This is a genomic window from Stenotrophomonas sp. 8(2023) (genome assembly GCF_030345295.1).
Lineage (GTDB): Bacteria > Pseudomonadota > Gammaproteobacteria > Xanthomonadales > Xanthomonadaceae > Stenotrophomonas > Stenotrophomonas muris.
Genome location: NZ_CP128404.1, coordinates 29,374 through 50,635, shown reverse-complemented (window position 1 = coordinate 50,635; position 21,262 = coordinate 29,374). Strand labels below are relative to the sequence as shown.

At 67.8% G+C, this 21,262-nt stretch carries 20 protein-coding genes; 10 read left to right on the top strand and 10 right to left on the bottom strand.

Features of this window, described 5'->3' with window-relative positions; all coding sequences use genetic code 11:
• The first annotated feature begins 6 nt into the window (after nt 1-6).
• Nucleotides 7-627: a thymidine kinase gene (locus QP609_RS00235; RefSeq protein ID WP_005421101.1), complete on the top strand. Its 621-nt coding sequence runs from the start codon at nt 7-9 to the stop codon at nt 625-627.
• 409 nt (nt 628-1,036) lie between these two features.
• On the opposite strand, the gene QP609_RS00230 is transcribed toward QP609_RS00235, so the two are convergent.
• From QP609_RS00230 to QP609_RS00210, 5 genes are all read right to left on the bottom strand, one after another.
• Nucleotides 1,037-2,641 (bottom strand): glucan biosynthesis protein D, encoded by a 1,605-nt coding sequence (locus QP609_RS00230; protein ID WP_014645440.1) that lies wholly within the window; start codon nt 2,639-2,641, stop codon nt 1,037-1,039.
• A gap of 105 nt (nt 2,642-2,746) precedes the next feature.
• The gene (gene mutM, locus QP609_RS00225; protein ID WP_014645439.1) at nt 2,747-3,559 is read right to left on the bottom strand and encodes a bifunctional DNA-formamidopyrimidine glycosylase/DNA-(apurinic or apyrimidinic site) lyase; all 813 of its coding nucleotides are present in this window, start codon (nt 3,557-3,559) and stop codon (nt 2,747-2,749) included.
• Nucleotides 3,560-3,635: 76 nt separating this feature from the next.
• Nucleotides 3,636-4,454, bottom strand: coding sequence for a hypothetical protein (locus QP609_RS00220; protein WP_197621086.1), 819 nt, complete (start codon nt 4,452-4,454; stop codon nt 3,636-3,638).
• Nucleotides 4,455-4,652: 198 nt separating this feature from the next.
• Entirely contained in the window at nt 4,653-4,985 is a 333-nt protein-coding gene (locus QP609_RS00215) for a hypothetical protein (RefSeq protein ID WP_014645437.1), read from the bottom strand.
• Complete coding sequence (locus QP609_RS00210) at nt 4,982-6,184, bottom strand: fatty acid desaturase (protein ID WP_014645436.1); 1,203 nt, start codon at nt 6,182-6,184, stop codon at nt 4,982-4,984. The genes QP609_RS00215 and QP609_RS00210 overlap by 4 nt, the downstream gene beginning before the upstream one ends.
• 151 nt (nt 6,185-6,335) lie before the next feature.
• On the opposite strand from QP609_RS00210, the gene QP609_RS00205 reads away from it, so the two are divergent.
• Complete coding sequence (locus QP609_RS00205) at nt 6,336-7,157, top strand: ATP-binding cassette domain-containing protein (protein ID WP_032962356.1); 822 nt, start codon at nt 6,336-6,338, stop codon at nt 7,155-7,157.
• A gap of 130 nt (nt 7,158-7,287) precedes the next feature.
• Here the strand turns inward: QP609_RS00205 and QP609_RS00200 are convergent, their stop codons facing one another.
• The gene (locus tag QP609_RS00200) at nt 7,288-8,490 is read right to left on the bottom strand and encodes a DUF4785 domain-containing protein (RefSeq protein ID WP_014645434.1); all 1,203 of its coding nucleotides are present in this window, start codon (nt 8,488-8,490) and stop codon (nt 7,288-7,290) included.
• 11 nt (nt 8,491-8,501) lie between these two features.
• Complete coding sequence (locus QP609_RS00195; RefSeq protein ID WP_032962353.1) at nt 8,502-9,380, bottom strand: hypothetical protein; 879 nt, start codon at nt 9,378-9,380, stop codon at nt 8,502-8,504.
• A gap of 258 nt (nt 9,381-9,638) precedes the next feature.
• Here QP609_RS00195 and QP609_RS00190 point away from each other — a divergent pair, with 258 nt between their 5' ends.
• The gene (locus QP609_RS00190; RefSeq protein WP_049408886.1) at nt 9,639-10,478 is read left to right on the top strand and encodes a phosphatase PAP2 family protein; all 840 of its coding nucleotides are present in this window, start codon (nt 9,639-9,641) and stop codon (nt 10,476-10,478) included.
• Nucleotides 10,479-10,611: 133 nt separating this feature from the next.
• On the opposite strand, the gene QP609_RS00185 is transcribed toward QP609_RS00190, so the two are convergent.
• Complete coding sequence (locus QP609_RS00185) at nt 10,612-12,882, bottom strand: TonB-dependent receptor (protein ID WP_049408885.1); 2,271 nt, start codon at nt 12,880-12,882, stop codon at nt 10,612-10,614.
• 157 nt (nt 12,883-13,039) lie between these two features.
• Here QP609_RS00185 and QP609_RS00180 point away from each other — a divergent pair, with 157 nt between their 5' ends.
• Together QP609_RS00180 and QP609_RS00175 are read left to right on the top strand one after the other, a co-directional pair.
• Nucleotides 13,040-14,059: a TIGR00266 family protein gene (locus tag QP609_RS00180; protein ID WP_142235497.1), complete on the top strand. Its 1,020-nt coding sequence runs from the start codon at nt 13,040-13,042 to the stop codon at nt 14,057-14,059.
• A 203-nt stretch (nt 14,060-14,262) separates the two neighbouring features.
• On the top strand, nt 14,263-15,255 hold the full coding sequence (locus tag QP609_RS00175) for a patatin-like phospholipase family protein (RefSeq protein ID WP_197621087.1): 993 nt from the start codon (nt 14,263-14,265) through the stop codon (nt 15,253-15,255).
• A gap of 39 nt (nt 15,256-15,294) precedes the next feature.
• Here the strand turns inward: QP609_RS00175 and QP609_RS00170 are convergent, their stop codons facing one another.
• Nucleotides 15,295-15,780 carry an Lrp/AsnC family transcriptional regulator gene (locus QP609_RS00170; protein WP_014645428.1) on the bottom strand — a complete coding sequence of 162 codons (486 nt, stop codon included), beginning with the start codon at nt 15,778-15,780 and terminating at the stop codon, nt 15,295-15,297.
• 124 nt (nt 15,781-15,904) lie between these two features.
• Between QP609_RS00170 and phhA the strand changes: the two genes are divergently transcribed.
• Nucleotides 15,905-16,798: a phenylalanine 4-monooxygenase gene (phhA, locus tag QP609_RS00165; RefSeq protein WP_014645427.1), complete on the top strand. Its 894-nt coding sequence runs from the start codon at nt 15,905-15,907 to the stop codon at nt 16,796-16,798.
• A 106-nt stretch (nt 16,799-16,904) separates the two neighbouring features.
• On the opposite strand, the gene QP609_RS00160 is transcribed toward phhA, so the two are convergent.
• A complete protein-coding gene (locus tag QP609_RS00160) occupies nt 16,905-17,960 on the bottom strand; it encodes a LacI family DNA-binding transcriptional regulator (protein WP_041862907.1) in 1,056 nt (351 codons plus the stop codon).
• Nucleotides 17,961-18,200: 240 nt separating this feature from the next.
• On the opposite strand from QP609_RS00160, the gene QP609_RS00155 reads away from it, so the two are divergent.
• The 4 genes from QP609_RS00155 to QP609_RS00140 all read left to right on the top strand — a co-directional run bounded on the left by QP609_RS00155 (nt 18,201) and on the right by QP609_RS00140 (nt 21,231).
• Complete coding sequence (locus QP609_RS00155; RefSeq protein ID WP_014645425.1) at nt 18,201-18,791, top strand: cysteine dioxygenase family protein; 591 nt, start codon at nt 18,201-18,203, stop codon at nt 18,789-18,791.
• Nucleotides 18,792-18,908: 117 nt separating this feature from the next.
• The gene (gene eda, locus QP609_RS00150; protein ID WP_014645424.1) at nt 18,909-19,547 is read left to right on the top strand and encodes a bifunctional 4-hydroxy-2-oxoglutarate aldolase/2-dehydro-3-deoxy-phosphogluconate aldolase; all 639 of its coding nucleotides are present in this window, start codon (nt 18,909-18,911) and stop codon (nt 19,545-19,547) included.
• Nucleotides 19,548-19,643: 96 nt separating this feature from the next.
• On the top strand, nt 19,644-20,672 hold the full coding sequence (gene adhP, locus QP609_RS00145) for an alcohol dehydrogenase AdhP (RefSeq protein WP_075075937.1): 1,029 nt from the start codon (nt 19,644-19,646) through the stop codon (nt 20,670-20,672).
• Between the two features lie 166 nt (nt 20,673-20,838).
• Nucleotides 20,839-21,231, top strand: coding sequence for a hypothetical protein (locus QP609_RS00140; RefSeq protein WP_197621088.1), 393 nt, complete (start codon nt 20,839-20,841; stop codon nt 21,229-21,231).
• The last annotated feature ends 31 nt before the right edge of the window (nt 21,232-21,262 follow it).

Below are 21,262 nucleotides of genomic sequence, written 5' to 3'. Positions count from 1 at the left end.
TGGCCGATGGCCAAGCTCTACTTCTACTACTCGGCGATGAACGCCGGCAAGACCACTACCCTGCTGCAGAGCGCACACAACTACCGCGAGCGCGGCATGCGGGTGGCGATCCTGACCCCACGCCTGGACGACCGTGCCGGCGCCGGCGTGGTCGCCTCGCGGATCGGCCTGCGCGCCGATGGCATGGCCTTCGACCGCGATACCGACCTGCAGCGCTGGGTGGAGCAGGATCTGGCGGCCAACGGCCCGATGGGCTGCGTGCTGGTGGACGAGGCGCAGTTCCTGACCCGCGCCCAGGTCTGGCAGCTCAGCGAGGTAGTCGACCAGCTGCGCATTCCGGTGCTGTGCTACGGCCTGCGTACCGACTTCCGCGGCGAGCTGTTCGAAGGCAGCCAGTACCTGCTGGCCTGGGCCGACGAGATGCAGGAGATCAAGACCATCTGCCACAGCGGCAAGAAGGCGACCATGACCGTGCGCGTGGACGAGCATGGCCACGCCGTGCAGGACGGGCCGCAGGTGGAGATCGGTGGCAACGAGCGCTACGTGTCGGTCAGCCGTGCGGAGTTCAAGAAGATCACCCGCGGCGAAGGACGGATCGATCCGGCGCAGGCACCCCTGCCGCTGTAAGGGGTGTTCTTTTGCAGGGCTTGCAGCCCTGCACCCGCTCAACGCAACGGCAACGGCCAAAGCCAAAGCGGCATTCTGCGGGATGGCGGGGCGGTGTGGGTGGGTGTCGACCTTGGTCGACACATCTGTCAAATATCGAGTGAGATTCCGGGGTCAGATCCGTTTTCCTTCGTAAACGGATCTGACCCCATGAGCAATTCCGACAGATCGCGGCGATCTGTCGAAGGCGGGGTGGGTCCGGTGGCGGGAGTGTTCGCGGCATGGATGCCGCGACCAAGCCCCCAGGGACGGGTTTACGGCGTCTCCCGCCACCCCGCCTGCCCTCAGGAAACCAGCTTCTGCTTCGGCTGTTGCTGTTGCTCTGGCCTCTGCAGGTGCAGGGCTGCAAGCCCTGCAAACCCAACCCCTCTTAGTACAGCGTGCGCTCCGGCGCACCCGCCGGCGGCGGGGTGTACTGGTACAGCCAGGTTTCCGTAAGCGTCTTGCCGCCACTGCGCAGGAACAGGCGGATGTCGATCTGCTCGGTACTGCCTTCCGGCGGCACCAGGTCGAACATCGCGCGATAGCCGTTGATCTCGCGCAGCGGGCGCGCCGACACGATCTCGACCCGGCCACGGCTGGCTTCCACCACCGCCTCGACCTCACCCTTGTCGATCAGGCTGGCCAGCTCGCCCCCTTCGAAGTCCACCGCGAAGCGCCAGCTGAAGTACTCGCGCTTCTTGCCGACCACACCGCCCAGGCCGGTGCGGCTGGCCACGCAGTGCGCCAGCGGCGGGCGCGCCGGCGGTTCGGCGCCCCAGTACAGGCGGTAGCCGACCAGCAGCTCCTGGCCCGGCTGCGGCTTTTCCTTCGGGTTCCAGAACGCCACGATGTTGTCGAACGTCTCGTCCACGGTGGGAATCTCCACCAGCTGCACCGAGCCCTCGCCCCATTCGCCCTTCGGCTCCACCCACAGGCACGGGCGCTTCTCGTAGAACACGCCGTCGTCCTGGTAATGGTCGAAATTGCGGTCGCGCTGCAGCAGGCCGAAGCCGCGCGGGTTGCGGTCCACGAACATGTTGAAGCGCAGGTTGCGCGGGTTCAGCAGCGGCCGCCAGATCCATTCGCCAGCGCCGGTCCACAGCGACAGGCCATCGGTATCGTGGATCTCCGGGCGCCAGTCCCATGCCATGCGGCGGTCGTTCTCGCCCACCTGGTACATGCTGGTGCACGGTGCGATGCCGAGCCGCTCGATCGGCTTGCGCGGGTACAGCGCGCTGTCGATGTCCATCAGCAGCACGTCGCCATTGGTGATCGCGAAGCGATAGGCGCCAGCCACGCTGGGTGAATCCAGCAGGCCGTAGACCACGATCGTGTCCGAATCAGCCGATGGCTGTTCCAGGTAGTAGGCGATGAAATCCGGGAATTCCTCCGGCTTGCCCATCCCGGTGTCGATCGCCAGGCCGCGCGCGGACTGGCCGTACTGGCCTTCCTTGCCTACCGCGCGGAAGTAGCTGGCGCCGAGGAAGGCGGCGAAGTCGCGGTCAGTGTCCTTGCGGGTGTTCAGGCGGAAGCCGGCGAAGCCGAGGTCGGCCGGCAGCTCGCCATCCTTGATGCCGCTCTTGCCGTAGTTGAACGCCGCGCCGTCATAGGCCAGTTCCTGCGCCTTGCCGTCGACCACGTCGAACATGCGCACCGGCGAATGGAAGTACAGGCCCAGGTGGAAGAACTTGGCCTGGAACTTGCCGGGCTGGTCGGCCCACAGCGCATGGTCCTGGCGGTAGCCGATCGACTGGTACTGGTCCCAGTCCAGTCCTTCCAGACGGCCCGGCAGCACCCGCTTGTGGCTCTTGTAGGGCGCCTGCGCCAGCGCGCGCGCCTGGCCCTTCAGGGTGGCGAAGTCGAACGGTTGCGGCTGGCCGAGGCGGCGCAGGCCCATCTGGCCGCTCCTGCTGGCCGCGCACGCGGGCAGGGACGGCAGGCCGAATGCAGCCAGGGCGAGGGAGGCATTGCGGATGAAGTCGCGTCGTTGCATGCAGGCGCGTCAGGCACAGGGAGGAAGGTCGGCCATCATAGGCAGACAAACGTTAACGGGCAGCGGAGACGCGCCCTGCCCGTTCAGCTGCCGCTGGCTGCCGGCTCAGCGCTGGCAGTGGCTGCACCAGACGCTGGCGCGCTGGCCGATGGTGGCGTGCTTCAGCGCGCGGCCACAGTTCGGGCAGGGCAGCCCGTCACGGCCGTACACCAGCAGTTCCTGTTCGAAGTAGCCCGGCGCGCCATCGGGGCTGATGAAATCGCGCAGGGTGGTGCCGCCACGGGTGATGGCATAGCCCAGGATCTCCTTCACCGCGTCGGCCAGCCGCTGGTAGCGTTCGCGCGAGATCTTCCCAGCCTCGCGCAGCGGACTGATGCCGGCCTTGAACAGGCTCTCGGCGGCGTAGATGTTGCCCACGCCCACCACCACCGCCTGGTCCATCAGGAAGGTCTTCACCGGCGCACTGCGGCCACGGCTGCGCGCAAACAGGTAGTCGCCGTCGAATCCCTCGTCCAGTGGTTCCGGGCCCAGCCCCTGCAGCAGCGGGTGGATCTCACCGGCGGGCTGCCAGAGCAGGCTGCCGAATCGGCGCGGGTCGTTGAAGCGCAGCAGGCGGCCGTTGTCCAGACTGATATCCACATGGTCGTGGGCGCGCAGCGGTGTGTCACCGGGCAGCACGCGCAGGCTGCCGGACATGCCCAGGTGCAGCACCGCGCTGCCGATGGCGGTATCCAGCAGCAGGTACTTGGCGCGCCGGCGGATGTCCTCGATGCGCTGCCCCGGCAGCAGCTCGGCCACTTCCGGTGGAATCGGCCAGCGCAGGTCGGCGCGGCGCAGGATCACGCCATGCACGCGGCGGCCCTGCAGGTGCGGCGCCAGGCCGCGGCGGGTGGTTTCGACTTCGGGCAGTTCAGGCATGCAGGGATTCTATCCCCGCTCTGCGGCCGGCACCTGGCCGTCGATGCCGGGGAATGATCCCCGGCATCGACCGGTGTCAGGCGCCCTGGCCGGCGCGCACAGGCTCCGCCGGAACCGGTGCCGCAGCGGCGGAACGGTCCGGGAACAGCGACGGCAGCGTTTCCACGAACCGGGCCAGGCACTGGTCGCTGTAGCGCTCGGCCGTCTGCTTGACCAACGCATAGTCGTCGGCCTGCCAGGCTTCCAGGGGTGCGGCCACCGGTGCGTCGACCTGGCACTGCACGCCTTCGCCACCGACCAGGCGCAACAGCTTGCGGGTATACGGGAAGCCGACGTGCTGGATCTGGCGCAGCTCGTACTGGGTATCGGCATCGCCCAGTTCCTTGTAGATCAGGGTGAAGCCATCGGCGGTGATCTGCACCGGCCGTACCTCTGCCGGCACAGCGCCCGGATGCGCGGTGAAGTACTCGGCCAGGCGCATGCGCACCTGGTCCTGCAGGTAACCGAAGGCCGGGTTCGGAACGGTCTCCACCCGGGTTCCCTTCAGCTGGTCCTTCTTGAACGAGCTGCCGCCGAGCGTGCCGGAAAACAATGACACGGCAACCTGCGCGGCCACCAGCTTGCCGGTGGTGGAACGCTGCACCAGGCGCAGCGTCTTGTCGCCGACTGGCTGGCCATCCGCGCCCATCTGCAGCTTCACGCTCACCGGCACCCGGCTTTCCCAGGCAGGCAGCTCCGCCACGGCGGCGACAACGCCGGCATCAGCGGCGGGAACGTCTGCAGCCGTCGCCGTGTCGGACGGGGCGGTCGGGGGTGGCTCATTGGCCAGCACAGGCGAGGCGATGACGAGGCTGCCGAGCAGCGCGGCCGCCAGCAGGGGTGGGTTCGATTTCATGGGGGATCCTTGGGTCGTGTCGGGCCAGTGCAGGCGATTCCGTTCGGCATCGATCATCGCAATGGCACCGCACTCCCTTCCATGTCCTTCCCCCTACCGCGATCCATCGCGGTCGACATGCCAGATCGCCTTACCCGTGCGGATCGACCGGTACCCGGGATCGCGTCGAACCCACCATCGGCAGCACGCCGGGAATCTTTAGCGCGGAGGCGCCGCCAGTTCGCGCGCATCCAGGAAACCATCACCGTTGGCATCCTGCTTGTGGAAGCGCTGCACGATCACCTGCCGCTGCTGCTCGCGGCTGATCGCCCTGCCCTTGCCACCGGGCAGCTCCTCGGCCGTCAGCACACCATCACCGTTGCGGTCCATGCGGTCGAAGGCATACAGCATCCACTGCACGTACTCGGCCTCGCTGACCCTGCCGTCGCCATCGCTGTCCATCCGCTGCAGATAGCTGGCGGTGTCGGTGACCTGGGCCAGCGCCGCGCCCGGCAGCAGTGCCGCCAGCAGAAGCCCGTACCCTGCCCTCACGCGCCCACCAGGCTGTAGCCCTTCAAGCGTGCGGCGTAGGCCTGCAACGCCGCGATACCGCTTTCCTCGGCCTCGCGGCACCACGCCTGCAACTGGTGCAGGCGCTCGGCGGCATCGTGGCCTCGGGCTTCCAGCAACGCCGCCAGCCGCGCGCGGTACTCGACCAGGGTGCGGATGCGCGGGCGCTGTGCCACCCATGCGCTGAGCTGGGCACGGCTGTCCGGCTTCAGCCAGCGACCATCGTTGACCAGTCCACGGCGCAGCCGGCGCGGCAGCAGGCGGCGCAGCTTGGCTCCGGCCTGGGCGGCTTCCTCGCGCAGGGCCGGCATGAACACATTGCGCTGGTAGTCGGTCATCGCCTGGAAGCGATGCGACAGCAGCGCCTTAAGGGTCTCGGCATCGGGCACGGCGATGTTCGGACGCACGTCCATGGCCGGTGCCACCCGCAGCACCTTGGCCAGGCGCAGCGCCTGCAGCAGGCGGATCGCACTCCAGCCGATGTCGAATTCCCAGCGCCGCATCGCGAAGCGCGCCGAGCTGGGGAAGGCATGGTGGTTGTTGTGCAGCTCCTCGCCACCGATCCAGAACCCCCACGGCGTGAGATTGGTGGAGGTATCGGCAGACTCGTAGTTGCGGTAGCCCCACCAGTGGCCCAGGCCGTTGACCACGCCGGCCGCCCAGAACGGGATCCATGCCATCTGGATCGCCCACAGGGCCACGCCGGGCAGGCCGAACAGCACGCTGTTGATCACCAGCAGCAGCACCGGGCCCAGCGTGGCGTGCGGGGTATACAGGTGGCGCTCGATCGCATCGTCCGGGGTACCGCGCCCGTACTGTTCGATGTCCGCGCGCATGCCGCGTGCCTCCCGGTACAGCTCCACGCCGTGCCAGAACACCCTGCCGATGCCGCGGGTGACCGGGCTGTGCGGGTCGTCCTCGGTCTCCACCTTGGCGTGGTGCTTGCGATGGATGGCCACCCACTCGCGGGTGATCATCGAGGTGGTCAGCCACAGCCAGAAACGGAACACGTGGGCCAGCGCCGGGTGGAAATCGACCCCGCGATGGGCCTGGCTGCGGTGCAGGTACAGGGTCACCGAGAAGATGGTGATCTGGGTGAAGACCAGCAGCACTGCCAGCATGGCCCACCACCCCAGGCCGAGCACACCACCGGTCAACAGGGACATCAGGGCATCAGGCATGACGGCTCTCCGGATCGACGCGGGGATGGCAGACATGATGGCCGCTTGCGTTGCAAACTGCATCCCTGCGGCGATGTATCGCATCGCCATCCGTGGCACCGTTCACAGTTGGGGACCTGAGTTGTCGAGCCTTGATCCACGCGCCAGCGCCATGACCGCCGCCCCGCCCGTCGCGGAGCTGCCCCCCTTGATCGAACTGGACCGCGCCACCGTGGTGCGCGGCCAGGTGAAGGTGCTGCACGGGCTCAGCCTGCGCATCGCGCAGGGCCAGCACACCGCCCTGCTCGGCCCCAACGGCTGCGGCAAATCCACCTTCATCAAGCTGATCACCCGCGAACTGTATCCACTGGCGCAGGGCGACGGCACGGTGGCGGTGAAGGTGCTGGGCCAGAACCGCTGGCAGGTGGACCGGCTGCGCTCGCAGCTGGGCATCGTCACCGGCGACCTCAGCAGCAACCTGGCCGACATGCCCGGCCTGACCGTGGAACAGGCGGTGCTGTCCGGCTTCTTCGCCAGCTACGTGGTGCCGGCCTTCCGCGAGGTGACCGCCGACATGCGTGCACGCGTCGGTGAAACGCTGGCGATGACCGGCGCCCTGACGCTGCGCGAGCGCGCCTATGCCGAGCTGTCGGCCGGCGAGACCCGCCGCGTGCTGATCGCCCGCGCGCTGGTCAATCGACCGCAGGCACTGCTGCTGGACGAACCCTCCACCGGGCTGGACCTGGTCGCCCGCGAGCAGCTGGTGGCGACCATGCGGGTGCTGGCGCAGCAGGGCATCACCCTGGTGCTGGTGACCCACCACATCGAAGAGATCATTCCCGAGATCGAGCGCGTGGTGCTGCTGCGCGATGGTCGCGTACTGGCCGACGGCACCCGCGCCGAGCTGCTGCGCAACGAACCGCTGTCGGCGGTGTTCGGCGGCGCGATCACCGTATGCGAGCAGGAAGGCCGGCTGACCGCGTACGCGGGGTGATCGACATGCCACTGTAGAGCCGAGCCGATGCTCGGCTGCTCCTGATCACGACAAACAGCAGCCGGGCATCGGCTCGGCTCTACAGGATGCAATGCAGCGGGCCGGATATCCCGGCCCGCCACCGCCGTGCTCAGAACCGCAACGCCAGCGCGCGCGACTCGATCGGTGCCATCCGGCTCTGGTCCTGCAGCTGCAGGTCGCGCAGTTCGTACGGCGCACCGAAACCGGCCGGCAATGCGGCCTGGTCGAACGGCAGCACCAGCTGGCCTGCACCGGGGCCATCGAACCACGCCGCCGCATGTGCCTGCGCGACCGGCTTCAACTGGCCATCGCGGGCCGTGGCGTACAGCGTGCCGCGTGCTTCGTAGCGGCCAGCGGCGGCCACCTGCAGCGGCAGTGCCACCTGGCGGCTGGACGGGTCCGGTGCCGCCTGGCCACTGAAGCGCGCGGTCGGCCGTGCCACCGCGAAAGCCACCTTGCCGTCGCGCAGCACGCCATCGGCCTGGGCGAACACCTGCAGTTCCCACAGCCCCTGCACGCTGCCGAGATCGGCGGGGATGCGCACCTGCGCGCGCAGGCTGCCGTCGGTGGTGCGCAGCAGGCGCTGCGGCCAGCTGCGGCCATCCGGTGCGACCAGCAGGGCTTCACCGCCCAGGCCGCCACGGCGCGATGCCAGCTGCGCGGTGGTGGCGCTGTCTTCCAGCAGGCGTGCCTGCAGCTGCACGTTGCCACCAGCCAGCACCTGCGCCTGGTTGGCCTGCACTTCCAGCCGCAGCGGGCTGTTCGGCTCAAGCACCTGCACCACATAGCGGCCCTGCGCCTGCGTGCTCTGCAGCGTGTACGCACCGGCCGAACTGGTCGCGCCGGTGCGCAGCATGCTGCTGCCATCACTCACCGGCATGCCGGCATCCTGCAGCGCGCGCGCATCGACACGGCGGGCCACGCTGCTGCGGCCGGCCGGGTCGCGCACCTGCAGGGTGTTGGCCGGCAGCGCGCGGGCACCTGCGGCCGGGCTCAGCTGGATCACCGCATCGGGCGCCGTCAGCGGCAGGTCCAGGCCGCGTTGCAGCTGCGTGCCATCGACCTGCTGCCAGTAGCTGCGGCTGACCGAGGCATACGGCGTGGCCGCCTGCAGCGGTTGTGCCGGGTCCAGCGCCCAGGCAAAGGACAGCGGCGCGTGCTCGCTTTCATCGGCGGGCAGCGGCGCGGCCACCAGTGCGGCAGGCACCTGATCGCCCGCGCGGGCGGCCTGCAGCGGCTGCGCGGCCTGCGCTGCGGAAAGGGACAGCACGGCCAGCAAAGCACTGGCCAGCAGGGTGGAATGGTTCGTCATGGTCATCTCCCTCACTGGTTCAGGTCGTTGCGCAGCAGGGTGCCGAGGCCGAAGCACTCGCGCCGGCTCTGGTTGTGGCTGAGTGGTTCGGCGCCCTGGGTGCGTGCCTTGTCGGTGAACCAGGTGGTGCCGGCAGCCTTCTGGCTGCTGCACTCCAGGAAGCCATCGGAGCAGGACGACAGCCAGTTCTGGGTGAACTCCAGGCCGACATTGGCGGCGTAGCCACCGCAGTAACTGTTGCTGTCCCACACCGCCGATTCCACATCGCTGCCGACCACCGCACGGAACGGTTTGGGCAGCGCCGGGCGACCGGCCGTGCCGTACAGGTTCTGCGCGTTGTAGGTGGCCATGCTTGCCACCTGCTGCTGGCGTACCGCGTCGTTCTTGTAGCCCAGCAGCCAGCCCAGCGACGTTTCGAAGGTATTGCCGTTGAGCACTGCATCGGCCAGCGGTGTACCGGCCGAGGACGGAGCCAGCGCATTGACCTTGCGCACCGTGCGGATGATCTTCGGATAGCGGCTGTCGTAGGTGGGGTTGGACAGGATCCAGCGCATCACGTTGCCGCCGTTGGAGTGGGTGATCACCACCAGCTGGGTGATGCCACGGCTGTCGATGAAGCCGGTCAGCTGGTTGGCCAGGCAACCGGCCGCTTCCGGTTTCCACATGTACTGGGTGAAGTCACAGTTGATGACGACGTAGTTGCTGCTGTTCGGCAGACCCTGGCGCACGGTGTCGATGATCGCCGGCTGCCAGTAGTCCTGGGTGGCATTGGTCTGCGCGCCGGTGCCATGCACGAAGGCCACGCCGACCACGTCGGCGGCCTGCGCCGGGGCGGTTGCCAGCCCGAGGAGCAGGGCCAGGACGGTACTTCCTGTTGCGGTGCTGCGCATCGCTTCTCTCCCTCTGTCAGTGGATCCCCCCGACCCGGCTGGAACTGGACGGCCTCTCGACCCCGTTGTGTCGATGCTCGCGGCGCAGGCGCGTGAAAGTCCGTGCGCTGCGCCCGGATTCAGGAGACTGACGACACTCGATGACGTTTTTCATACTGCCCCGATGACCATGCCGGGTCTGGCCGTATGACCGATGGCCACTGCGGTGTCGCATACGGGCTGCGATCATGACGCGATGTTTTTCCTCTGGAGCCGTCCATGTCGCTGATTTCCCACACCGCCCGCCCACTGCTCGGTCTCACCGTTGTCGCGGTCCTGGCTGGCTGCGCAGCCACCGCCAGCAAGCCGACCGCCGTCGAAGCCAACATCACCACCAAGGCGGTGGGCTATCTGGACACGAGCGCGGTTCCGGCCAGCCTGGACCTGGTGCCGGCACCACCGGCGGCCGGTTCGGCCGCCCTCGCCCTGGACGAACAGGTCAGCCGTGAAGCCCGCGCGCTGCGTGGCAGCCCACGCTTCGCCCAGGCCGGCGTCGATGCGGAACTCGGCTTCCCCGAAGGCGCCAACCACTTCTCCTGCGCCGCCGACATCGACGTCGATGCAGTGAAGACCCCGGCGCTGTACCGACTGCTGGAGCGCAGCCGGATCGACGCCAGCGCCGCCACCAAGGCGGCCAAGAACCACTACCAGCGCCCGCGCCCGTTCATGGTCAACGGTGAGCCGACCTGCTCGCCGAAGGACGAGGACGGCCTGCGCAAGAACGGTTCCTATCCGTCCGGCCACACCTCGATCGGCTGGGCCTGGGCCCTGATCCTGTCGGAGATCGCGCCGGACCGCGCCGATGCCATCCAGGCCCGCGGCCGCAACTACGGCGAGAGCCGCCTGGTGTGCAACGTGCACTGGCAGAGCGACATCCTCGAGGGCCGCTTCATGGGCGCGGCCGCCGTGGCCCGCCTGCATGACAACGCTGCCTTCAACAAGGACCTGCTGGCCGCACGCAAGGAGATCGAGGCGGCGCGCAAGGCCGGTCGGCACTCCAGCCGCGACTGCGCCACCGAGAATGCGGTGCTGAAGGTGCGCCCGCAGAGCGCGCTGTAGGCCACGCCTCTGTAGAGCCGAGCCATGCTCGGCTCAGAGCAGCCGAGCGCAGGCTCGGCTCTACACGAAGCAGAAAACCAGAAGGGCCGGCATTGCGCCGGCCCTTCTGCATTGCATCAACGCAGCCACCGCATCAGAACTTCGCGGTGAACTCCACGCCCCAGGTACGCGGCTCATTGAGGAAGCCGGTCAGGTTGTTGAAGTCGATCGCGCCGACCACGCGGGTCTGGTTGGTCAGGTTGCGACCGAACACCGCCACGTCGTACTGGCCGTAATCCCAGTTGTAGCCCAGGCGCAGGCCGCCTTCCAGCGAACTACGGCCGCGGAATTCCGGCGACTCGTAGATGAAGAAGTTCACCGCACTGCGGTAGGCCCAGTCGGTGTAGGCGTACAGCTCGCTGCCATCGCTGAGCGGGAAGCCCACGCGCAGGGTCGCGTTGTGGATCCACTTCGGCGCCTGCGGCAGCGGGTTGCCGTTCACCAGCGCATAGGTCTGGCCGTTGATCACCGTGGTCGGGTCGGTGATGGTGCAGCCACCGCCGCAGATCGCCACCGCCAGGTTCTTGTCCTTGATCTCGGTGTCGTTGTAGCTGCTGCCGAAGGTCAGCAGGACGTTGTCGGCCAGGTAGGCCTCCAGGTCCAGCTCGACGCCCTGGCCGATGGTCTTGTCGGCGTTGAGCAGGGTGGCGGTGTTGTTGCTGCCGCCCACCGCGATCAGCTGCTGGCCATCGACGTTGTAGCGGAACACGCTCAGGCCCAGGCGCGCGCGGCGCTCGAACAGGTCGGCCTTGATGCCGGCCTCGTACGAGATCACCTTCTCCGAATCGGCCTGCGACAGGCCTGGCGCGAAGGCCAGGCGGCCCTGGATCGACGGCGCGCGGAAGCCCTTGGCCACGCGGGCATAGGCGTTGATGTCGTCGGTCAGCTTGTAGACGCCGCTGAGGTCCCAGCTGACGTCGTTGACGTCGGTGTTGGCCAGGTACGGGCCACTGACCGGGGTGCCGAACGGAACGGCCTGCAGCACGCTGGCGCTGAAGTCCTTCTTGTCCTGGGTGTAGCGCACGCCGGCACGCAGCTTGAAGCGGTCGGTGACATCGAAGTCACCCGAGGCGAACACCGCCCAGGCCTTGTTGCGCTGGTTCTGCACCACGTGGCCGGTCTGCGGATTGCCCGGGGCCAGCGAGTCGTAGTTGAAGTTGTTGATGGTCACGTCTTCATCGAAGTAGAAGACGCCGGCCTGCCAGTCGAAGCGGCCCCACTCGTTGGACTCGATGCGGACTTCCTGCGTCCACTGGCGGTGATGCGGCAGGCCGTCAGCCGACTCCGACGAGAACGGAATCAGGCCGGGGCCGTAGTTGCCGGCGCCAAGGAACGCCGCGCCGTAGCCACCGTCAATGTCACCGCGGTTGAGCGATTCGGCGGTTTCGTAGCCGGTGATCGAGTGCAGCGTCACCGAGCCGAGGTTCCACTGCAGGCGCGCGCTGCCACCCCAGGTCTTCAGGTCGGAGAAGTTGACGCCGTCGTTGGCCACCTTGTCGCGGTCGAAGTTCTCGACCAGCGAGTTGCCACCCTTCTCGATGATGTTGGCGCGGAACAGGCGGGCGGTGCCATTGAGCTTGCGCTTGTGCAGGTTGAACAGCGCTTCGAAGTCATCGCCTTCGTACAGGAACTGCACGCGGCCGGCGGCTTCGTCATAGCCTTCGAAGCCACTGTTGGGAGCGCCGACGCGGGTGTTGTCGACCCAGTCATCGCGGCGCTGGTAGATCGCCGAGACGCGTGCCGACCAGCGATCGGTCAGCGGGCCGCCGTAGGCGCCCTGCACGTTCCAGCTGTTGTAGCTGCCGTAGCCGACGCGGATGTAGCCATCGGCATCCTGCGACGGACGCGCCGAATCGAATTTGACCACGCCGGCCGGGGTGTTGCGGCCGAACAGCGTGCCCTGCGGACCACGCAGCACTTCCACGTTGGCCAGGTCGAACAGCGGGAAGCCCTTCAGCAGCGGGCTTTCCTGCACCACGTCGTCGTACACCAGCGACACCGGCTGCGACGCATTGAGGTCGAAGTCGGTGTTGCCCAGGCCGCGGATGTAGAAGCGCGGGAAGGCACGGCCGTAGGACGACTCGATGTTGAGGCTGGGCACGCGTGCGGCCAGGAAACGGATGTCATCGCCGGCCGAACCGAGCACATCCAGCTTCTCGCCCTGGATCGCGGAGAGCGCGACCGGCACGTCCTTGGCGTTCTCGACACGGCGCTGCGCGGTCACCTGCAGGGCGTCGAGGGCAACCGGATCCTTGGCAGCGGGGGTTTCCTGGGCGGCTGCTACCAGCGGCAGCAGGGCGGAAAGAGCGGCAACGAGGGGGCGCGCGACCGGAAATCGGCCACGGGAAGTGCGGGTCGGGGACATGGCGGTAGGCTGTGTTTGGAGGGGTGGTAAAACGGCGCTACCAGATAATTGTTGCAATACAGCACCTACGCCGCAAATGCCTGCCGTTCATGGCCCCGTCGCCGGCACCCCCGGGCGCTCGCTAGACTCGGGGTTTCCACGCGACGGACCCGCCGCCATGACCCAGTGGTACTTCCATGCCTCCGCCCAGGCCGAGCGAATCGGCCCGCTTGATGACGGGGCCGCACGCCGCTACGCCCAGGCCAATCCACGCGCCCTGGCATGGTGCCAGGGCATGAGCGGGTGGACGCCGATCGCCGAGGTGGCCGAGCTGCAGGCTCCAGCCCCGGGCATGCCCAACACACCGCCGCCGGTCCCGGTCGCCGCCGGCGCCAGCGGCCGCGCCGATGACATCGAGTTCCGCATCGTCGGCCATGAAATGCAGTTCGTGGAGATCGAGCTCGACCCCGGCGAGAGCGCCATTGCCGAGGCCGGCGCCTTGATGTTCAAGGACGCCACGGTGCAGATGGACACGGTGTTTGGCGCTGCCAACGGTGACCAGGGCGGCTTCATGGGCAAGGTGATGGCCGCCGGCCGCCGTGTGCTGACCGGCGAGAGCCTGTTCGCCACCGTCTACACCCAGAGCGGCCATGGCAAGGGCAAGGTCGCCTTCGCCGCGCCCTACCCCGGCACGGTGCTGGCGATGAAACTGGACCAGCACGGCGGCCGCCTGATCTGCCAGAAGGACAGCTTCCTGGCCGGCGCGCGCGGCGTGCAGATCGGCGTTCAGTTCCAGCGCAGGATCATGACCGGCCTGTTCGGCGGCGAGGGCTTCATCATGCAGAAGCTGGAAGGCGACGGCTGGGTGTTCATCCACGCCGGTGGCTGCGTGATCGAGCGCGAGCTGGCCGCCGGCGAGCGCCTGGACGTGGATACCGGCTGCGTGGTGGCCTACCACTCCAGCGTGGACATGGACGTGCGCCGGGTGGCCGGCATCAAGAGCATGCTGTTCGGCGGCGAAGGCGTGTTCCTGGCCACGCTGACCGGCCCCGGCAAGGTCTGGCTTCAGTCGCTGCCGTTCTCGCGCCTGGCCGGCCGCATGTGGATGGCCGCACCGCAGGGCGGCGGCCAGAGCCGCGGCGAAGGCTCGGTGCTGGGCGGCCTGGGCCGGATGCTGGATGGCGACAACCGGTTCTGACCCACTCATTTGGTAGGTGCCAACCCTGGTTGGCACATTCCTTCAGCGCGCGACCAGGCATTTGTGCGGACCAAGGTCCGCACCCACCAGAAGCGATTCACGTTTTTTTGCTGAATAGGGAGTTCCCCCCACTCTGCCCGCCCCGCCACGGCTTCGGTATGCTGGCGCCCTTTCCTGAATCCAGCGCCGCGAGCGCACTGCCGATGAGCCTGTTCCGCCCCCGCATGCTGCTGTCCGTCGCCCTGATCGGCCTGCTGGCCGGCTGCGGTGGCGACCCGGTCCGCCCCACGCCGCCGCCGGCGCCGACCGTGGTGCCGCAGGCCAAGCCGATCAGGATCGGCATCGCCCTCGGTGGCGGCGCGGCCAAGGGCTTCGCGCACATCGGCGTGATCAAGATGCTGGAAGCCAACGGCTTCGAGCCGGCCGTGGTCTCCGGCACCAGCGCCGGCAGCGTGGTCGGTGCGCTGTATGCCAGCGGCATGGACGCCTTCCAGATGCAGAGCAAGGCAGTCGCGCTGGACGAAGGCAGCATCCGCGACGTACGCCTGTTCTCCGGTGGCCTGGTGCAGGGCCAGAAGCTGCAGGACTACGTCAACGAGCAGGTCGCCAACCGTCCCGCCGAGCGCCTGAAGAAACCGTTCGCCGCCGTTGCCACCCAGCTGGAAACGGGCGAGCGCGCGATCTTCGTGCGCGGCAACGTCGGCCAGGCGGTGCGCGCGTCGAGCAGCATCCCCGGTGTGTTCGAGCCGGTGAAGATCGGCGGCCGCAACTATATCGACGGCGGCGTGGTCAGCCCGGTGCCGGTGGATGCCGCGCGCCAGCTCGGCGCCGACTTCGTGATCGCCGTGGACATCTCCAGCAAGGCCAGCGGCAAGGCACCGACGGACATGCTGGGCATCGTCAACCAGTCCATCTCGATCATGGGCCAGCGCCTGGGCGAGCAGGAGCTGGCGCGCGCCGACATCGTCATCCGTCCGAAGGTACTGGACATCGGCGCCGCCGATTTCAGCCAGCGCGGCACCGCGATCCTGGAAGGCGAGAAGGCCGCAATGGCGGCCATGCCGCAGATCCGCGCGAAGATCCAGCAGTTGCAGCGCGCGCGCGCCGCCGCGGCGGCACCCGCGCCGGTGGCCGCACCAAAGTGCGAGGAAGCCTCGCGCCTGGGCAAGCTGATGGGCCGCAAGGACAAGTGCTGATCCATTGATGCCAGGCCACCGGGCACGCCTGGTGGCTGCTCAGGGCTCCAGCTGCGACAACGGCAACGCCTGGAAACCCTTCACCGTTCGCAGCACGAAGCTGGAATTGGCATCGGCCACGCCGCCGGCGTTGAGCAGCCGGTCCAGCAGGAAGTGCGAGAAGTGCTCCAGGTCGCGCACGTAGACGTGCAGCAGGTAGTCCATGTCGCCGGTCAGCGCATGGCAGGCCACCACCTCGTCCCACGCTTGCACGCTGTCCACGAAGTGGCCGATGGCGGCCTGGTCATGCTTTTCCAGCTGCACGCGCACGAAAGCCTGCAGGCCCAGGCGCAGCTGGCGCGGTTCCAGCCGCGCGCCATAGCCGACGATCACGCCCTCGCTTTCCAGCCGCTGCAGGCGGCGCAGGCAGGCCGAGGGCGAGAGGTTCACCCGTGTCGCCAGCTCGGCGTTGGTGGCGCGCCCATCCCGCTGGATTTCAGCCAGTAGACGTATATCCGTGCGATCGAACTGGACTTCTCCGGCCATTGTTGCCCCGCAACATGGTGAGTACGCAAGGATATTGCGCCAACAAGGCCAATCGACGCAACTTTTGCAACCCTGTTGCGTGCGCCCTGCCCTAGCATCGTGGGTATCCCGTCAAGGAGTGCCCATGGACCTCGCCCAGCCCCGCCGCGTCGAACACCAGCAGACCGACAAGGGCTACGTGCCGGTGTATACCACCGCGCTCGTCGAGCAGCCGTGGGACACCTACAGCGCCGACGACCACGCCACCTGGAGCACGCTGTACCAGCGCCAGCGCGAACTGCTGGTCGGCCGCGCCTGCCAGGAGTTCCTGGACGCGCAGGACGAGATGGGCATGAGCGCACACATGATTCCGCGCTTCGACCAGCTCAACGAAGTACTGGGCGCCGCCACCGGCTGGACCCTGGTCGGCGTTGAAGGCCTGCTGCCGGAACTGGATTTCTTCGACCACCTGGCCAACCGCCGTTTCCCGGTGACCTGGTGGATCCGTCGCCCGGACCAGATCGACTACATCGCCGAACCGGACCTGTTCCACGATCTGTTTGGCCACGTGCCGCTGCTGATGAACCCGGTGTTCGCCGACTACATGGAGGCGTACGGCCGTGGCGGCGTCAAGGCCCACGCGATCGGCCCGGATGCACTGCAGAACCTGACCCGCCTGTACTGGTACACGGTGGAGTTCGGCCTGATCGATACGCCCGACGGCCTGCGCATCTACGGCGCCGGCATCGTGTCGTCGAAGGGCGAGTCACTGTACTCGCTGGAATCGCCCGCGCCCAACCGCATCGGTTTCGACCTGCAGCGGATCATGCGCACCAAGTACCGCATCGACACCTTCCAGAAGACCTACTTCGTCATCGACAGCTTCGAACAGCTGATGCAGGCGACGTCGCCGGACTTCACCCCGATCTACGCGGCACTGGCCGACCAGGCGCATCTGCCGGCCGGTGATGTGCAGGACGACGACCGCGTGTTCCAGAAGGGCACGGGTGAAGGCTGGGCCGACGGCGGCGACGTGTAAGCGCGTAACGCACACCGCTTCGCAGTGGAAACGGCGCACCCTGGTGCGCCGTTTTCGTTGTTGCCTGCACCGTTCTGTCGCGACGGCGCAGGCGAGGGCAGGACACTCAGCCGTCCACGGCCCGGCAGGAACCGCGCACCATCAGTTGCGGATGCACGCTGGCCGCAGCCGGCGCCTCCGGTACGTCGGTCTGCACCAGCATCGCGGCAGCCATGCGGCCGATGTCGGAGACGTGGCGGCGTACCGACGTCAGCGGCGGCCACAGCCGCGACGCCAGCGGGCTGTCGTCGTAGCTGACGATCGACAACTGCTGCGGCACCGCGATGCCCGCACGCAATGCCACCTGGTAGACGCCCGCGGCGATTTCGTCGTTGCCGGTGAAGATCGCACTGGGGCGTTGTCCGCCCATCAGCAGGCGTTCGGCGGCATGCACGCCGGACTCGAAGGTGTCGCCCGCTTCCAGCACGCGCTCGCCCGGCAGGGTCACGCCGACCTGGGCCAGCCGATCAAGGAAGCCGTGGGTCCGCTCGCGGGCAGCGCGCCGGTCACCGGGACCGGCAATCACCGCGATGTCGCGGTGGCCAAGCGAGAGCAGGTAGCCCGCAGCCGCCGCCGCACCATCGCGATCGTGGGTGACCACCGCCTGCACGTCTTCTTCCGACGCATGCGCGTTGATGCGGATGTGGCGGCAGTCGATCGCGTCGAGCATCTGCGCCAGCGCCATCGATTCGGAGGCGCGCGGGCCGAGGATCACGCCATGCAGTTTCTGCTGCTGCACGAAACGGCGCACGCCGTCCGCACAGTCCGGATCCTGGCTGTTGCACGGGTGCACCACCAGCTCATAGCCGGTGCCGCGCAGCGCTTCCAGCGCGCCGTGCTGCAGGTCGACAATGCATTGGGCGCCGGGGTCGTCATACACCAGGCCGATCAGGAAGGAGCGGCGGAACGCGAGTCCGCGCGCCAGCGGGTCGGGCACGTAACCGACCTCCCGCATCAACGCCTCGACCTTGTCGCGGGTGTCTTTGCGCACCAGCGGCGAGTTGTTGATGATTCTTGAAACCGTTTTCTTGGAAACTCCCGACAGTCGTGCGATGTCGTTGATCGTGGCAGCCTTGCCTTTCGATGCCGGCAACGCGGCATCGCTCATATTTCGCACTGACATGTATAGAACCAGGTAAGTCGGAGAATTCTAGCCTTGCACCCGTCGGATGCGAAGTTGCGGAACGTCGCAGCGGATCTGAATCGCGTCGTGTTCGACACGTTTTGCTGCGCGAGGTTCCCTTGTGATTGCTCTAGTGCCTCTGCATCTGAACCGTTCTTCTGCGCGTGTTCACCCTGAATGCGGACGCGACGCGCGCGAACGCCAACATTCCCTTAACCATGCTCCGCTACAGTCAGGTGCATGGACCTGCAGACCTCTCCGTTTCCGCCGTTCCGTGGCCGCGACCGGTTGATCGCTGCAGTCGACGCGGCGGTGACCGCCGGTGATGCCGGGCGCATCACCGCCGACCTGCAGCTGGCGCTGCAGGAAGCCATAACCGACAGCCGCATCGAATTGCCCGAATGCGTGCATCGGCCGGTCAGTGATCATTACGCGCGGCGTCCGCTGTACCACAGCCGCGAACACGGCTACAGCGTGATCGCCATGAGCTGGGGCCCAGGGCAGGGCACGCCGCTGCACGACCACGATGCCATGTGGTGTGTGGAGGGAGTGTGGTTGGGCGAACTGGAGATCACCCGTTACGAGCTGCTGGAGCGCGCCGGCGAGCGCTGGCGTTTCCACCGCCACGCCACGCTGCGCGGAGGCTGCGGCAGTGCCGGCAGCCTGATCCCGCCGCACGAGTACCACACCCTGCGCAACGCCAGCGACGACGCATTGGCGATTTCTGTGCACGTGTACGAGTCGCAGATGGAGCGCTCGGCGGTGTTCGACCCGCTCGGTGGCGACTGGTACCAGCGCCGCATCCAGGCGCTGCAGGCCGACCCGGCCTGACCGGGGCAGGGCGGGGCGACGCTGCCAGCACCTTCGTGAGCCACGTGGCATCATGCGCCGCTGCGCTGCCGTACCCGGCGGCGATCCGCGATGCCCCGTCGGCCAAGGAGCAAGACCATGTCCAGCGCTGATCCGCGCCTGCGCGCGCTGTTGAAGCTGGCACCGGTGATCCCGGTGTACACCCCCGAAGATGTGAATGAAGCGGTCGACGTCGCCCAGGCACTGTTCCGCGGCGGCCTGCCGGTAATCGAGGTGACGCTGCGCACGCCGCAGGCGCTGGATGCGATCAAGGCGATGGTCGAGGCCGTGCCGGACGCGGTGATCGGTGCCGGCACCGTACTCGACGCCGCGCAGATGCAGGCAGCAAAGCAGGCCGGCGCGCGCTTCGCGGTGTCCCCCGGTGCCACGCCGGCGTTGTATGCGGCCGCGCGTGATGCCGACCTGCCGTACCTGCCCGGTGCCGCCACCGCCTCGGACCTGATCCTGGGCCTGGAGCATGGCCAGGACACCTTCAAGTTCTTCCCGGCGGTACAGGCCGGCGGCGCCGCGCTACTGGCCGCCTGGCACGGTCCGTTCGCCGATGTGCGCTTCTGCCCGACCGGCGGCATCAGTGCGCAGACCGCGCCGCAGTTCCTGCATCTGCCCAACGTGCTGTGCGTCGGCGGTTCGTGGCTGACCACCCCGGCACTGCTGCAGACCCGCGACTGGGAGGCGATCGAACGCCTGGCCCGCGAGGCGTCCGTGCTGGCCAGCTGAACCTGCTCCGCGAATCTTCAAAGGTTTGATCGTGATCAAAGCGCCGGCCTCGTGCCGGCGTCATTCTGTGGGCAAGCGCACTACGGAGATCCGAACATGAATTCGACCATGAAGGCCGCTGTCGTGCGTGAGTTCGGCAAGCCACTGGTGATCGAGGAAGTCTCGGTACCACGCCCGGGGGCGGGCGAGGTACTGGTCAGGATCGAGGCCTGTGGCGTCTGCCACACCGACCTGCACGCCGCCGAGGGCGACTGGCCGGTGAAACCGAACCCGCCGTTCATCCCCGGCCACGAGGGCGTGGGGCACGTCGTGGCCGTGGGAGGCGGGGTAGGGCACGTCAAGGAAGGCGACAGGGTCGGCATCCCCTGGTTGTACTCGGCGTGTGGCCATTGCGAACACTGCCTGGGTGGCTGGGAAACGCTGTGCGAGACACAGCGCAATACCGGTTACTCGGTCAACGGCGGCTTTGCCGAGTACGCACTGGCCGATGCCAACTATGTCGGCCTGCTTCCGAAGGATGTGGGCTTCGTCGAGATCGCACCGGTGCTGTGCGCCGGCGTGACCGTCTACAAGGGCCTGAAGGTCACCGACACCAAGCCCGGCGACTGGGTGGCGATTTCCGGCATCGGTGGCCTGGGCCACATGGCGGTGCAGTACGCCCGTGCGATGGGCCTGAACGTGGCTGCGGTGGACGTGGACGACAACAAGCTGGCATTGGCCCGGCAGCTCGGCGCGCAGGTCACCGTGAACGCGCGTACCACCGATCCGGCCGCCTTCCTCAGGAAGGAGATCGGCGGCGCGCACGGCGCCCTGGTCACGGCGGTCTCACCGAAGGCGTTCGAGCAGGCGCTGGGCATGGTCCGCCGTGGCGGCACGGTCTCGCTCAACGGACTGCCGCCCGGTAATTTCCCGCTGGACATCTTCGGCATGGTGCTCAACGGCATCACCGTGCGCGGCTCGATCGTCGGCACCCGGCTGGACCTGCAGGAGTCGCTGCAGTTCGCCGCCGAAGGCAAGGTCGCGGCCACGGTCAGCACCGACCGCCTGGAGAACATCAACGACGTGTTCGCGCGCATGCACGCGGGCACCATTGAGGGCCGCGTGGTACTCGACTTCGCCGCCTGACCGCCTGTGCATGGCCGTCGTCGCTCCGTCCCCCTCTCCCACGGACGCGGCGGCCATGCCGATTCATCGGTAGTGCCGGCCGCTGGCCGGCAAACCCCAGGCGGTTCGGTAGTGCCGGCCGCTGGCCGGCAACGCGGGCACTCTGTGGCCGCCGTACAATGCGCGCATGCCCGGCCTGCTCAAGACCCTGTTCCTGTCCATCGTCGCCCTGATCGGCGGCGTCCTGTCGCTTGCGCTGGTCAGCAGCGTCGCCAGCTGGCTGCCCCCGTTGCTGGGCCTGTCGCCGGACAACAACAGCGTGCAGCTGGGCTGGGACCTCACCTTCAGCGTTCTTGGTGGCATCGCGGGCGTTTCCTTTGCCACCTATTACGCCCCCTGCTGGCCGCGTTCGCATGGTTTCTCGATCTGGTCGCTGATCGCGCTGGGCTGTGGCTACGCGATGTGGACGGCCGGTGCGGATTTCCCGTTCTGGTTCGTCATTGCGCTGCTGACATCGCTGCCGCTGCAACTGCTGGCCGGTTGGTGGTTCGGCCGTCGCGCCTCGCGCGACGCAGGGTAACGCCGCCTTTGTAGAGCCGAGCCCATGCTCG

Bases quoted from the DNA above. Each gene is read 5' to 3' on its own strand.
- QP609_RS00235 (WP_005421101.1), top strand. From the start codon at position 7: ATGGCCAAGCTCTACTTCTACTACTCGGCGATGAACGCCGGCAAGACC.
- QP609_RS00230 (WP_014645440.1), bottom strand. From the start codon at position 2,641: ATGCAACGACGCGACTTCATCCGCAATGCCTCCCTCGCCCTGGCTGCA.
- mutM (WP_014645439.1), bottom strand. From the start codon at position 3,559: ATGCCTGAACTGCCCGAAGTCGAAACCACCCGCCGCGGCCTGGCGCCG.
- QP609_RS00220 (WP_197621086.1), bottom strand. From the start codon at position 4,454: ATGAAATCGAACCCACCCCTGCTGGCGGCCGCGCTGCTCGGCAGCCTC.
- QP609_RS00210 (WP_014645436.1), bottom strand. From the start codon at position 6,184: ATGCCTGATGCCCTGATGTCCCTGTTGACCGGTGGTGTGCTCGGCCTG.
- QP609_RS00205 (WP_032962356.1), top strand. From the start codon at position 6,336: ATGACCGCCGCCCCGCCCGTCGCGGAGCTGCCCCCCTTGATCGAACTG.
- QP609_RS00200 (WP_014645434.1), bottom strand. From the start codon at position 8,490: ATGACGAACCATTCCACCCTGCTGGCCAGTGCTTTGCTGGCCGTGCTG.
- QP609_RS00195 (WP_032962353.1), bottom strand. From the start codon at position 9,380: ATGCGCAGCACCGCAACAGGAAGTACCGTCCTGGCCCTGCTCCTCGGG.
- QP609_RS00190 (WP_049408886.1), top strand. From the start codon at position 9,639: ATGTCGCTGATTTCCCACACCGCCCGCCCACTGCTCGGTCTCACCGTT.
- QP609_RS00185 (WP_049408885.1), bottom strand. From the start codon at position 12,882: ATGTCCCCGACCCGCACTTCCCGTGGCCGATTTCCGGTCGCGCGCCCC.
- QP609_RS00180 (WP_142235497.1), top strand. From the start codon at position 13,040: ATGACCCAGTGGTACTTCCATGCCTCCGCCCAGGCCGAGCGAATCGGC.
- QP609_RS00175 (WP_197621087.1), top strand. From the start codon at position 14,263: ATGAGCCTGTTCCGCCCCCGCATGCTGCTGTCCGTCGCCCTGATCGGC.
- QP609_RS00170 (WP_014645428.1), bottom strand. From the start codon at position 15,780: ATGGCCGGAGAAGTCCAGTTCGATCGCACGGATATACGTCTACTGGCT.
- phhA (WP_014645427.1), top strand. From the start codon at position 15,905: ATGGACCTCGCCCAGCCCCGCCGCGTCGAACACCAGCAGACCGACAAG.
- QP609_RS00160 (WP_041862907.1), bottom strand. From the start codon at position 17,960: ATGTCAGTGCGAAATATGAGCGATGCCGCGTTGCCGGCATCGAAAGGC.
- QP609_RS00155 (WP_014645425.1), top strand. From the start codon at position 18,201: ATGGACCTGCAGACCTCTCCGTTTCCGCCGTTCCGTGGCCGCGACCGG.
- eda (WP_014645424.1), top strand. From the start codon at position 18,909: ATGTCCAGCGCTGATCCGCGCCTGCGCGCGCTGTTGAAGCTGGCACCG.
- adhP (WP_075075937.1), top strand. From the start codon at position 19,644: ATGAATTCGACCATGAAGGCCGCTGTCGTGCGTGAGTTCGGCAAGCCA.
- QP609_RS00140 (WP_197621088.1), top strand. From the start codon at position 20,839: ATGCCCGGCCTGCTCAAGACCCTGTTCCTGTCCATCGTCGCCCTGATC.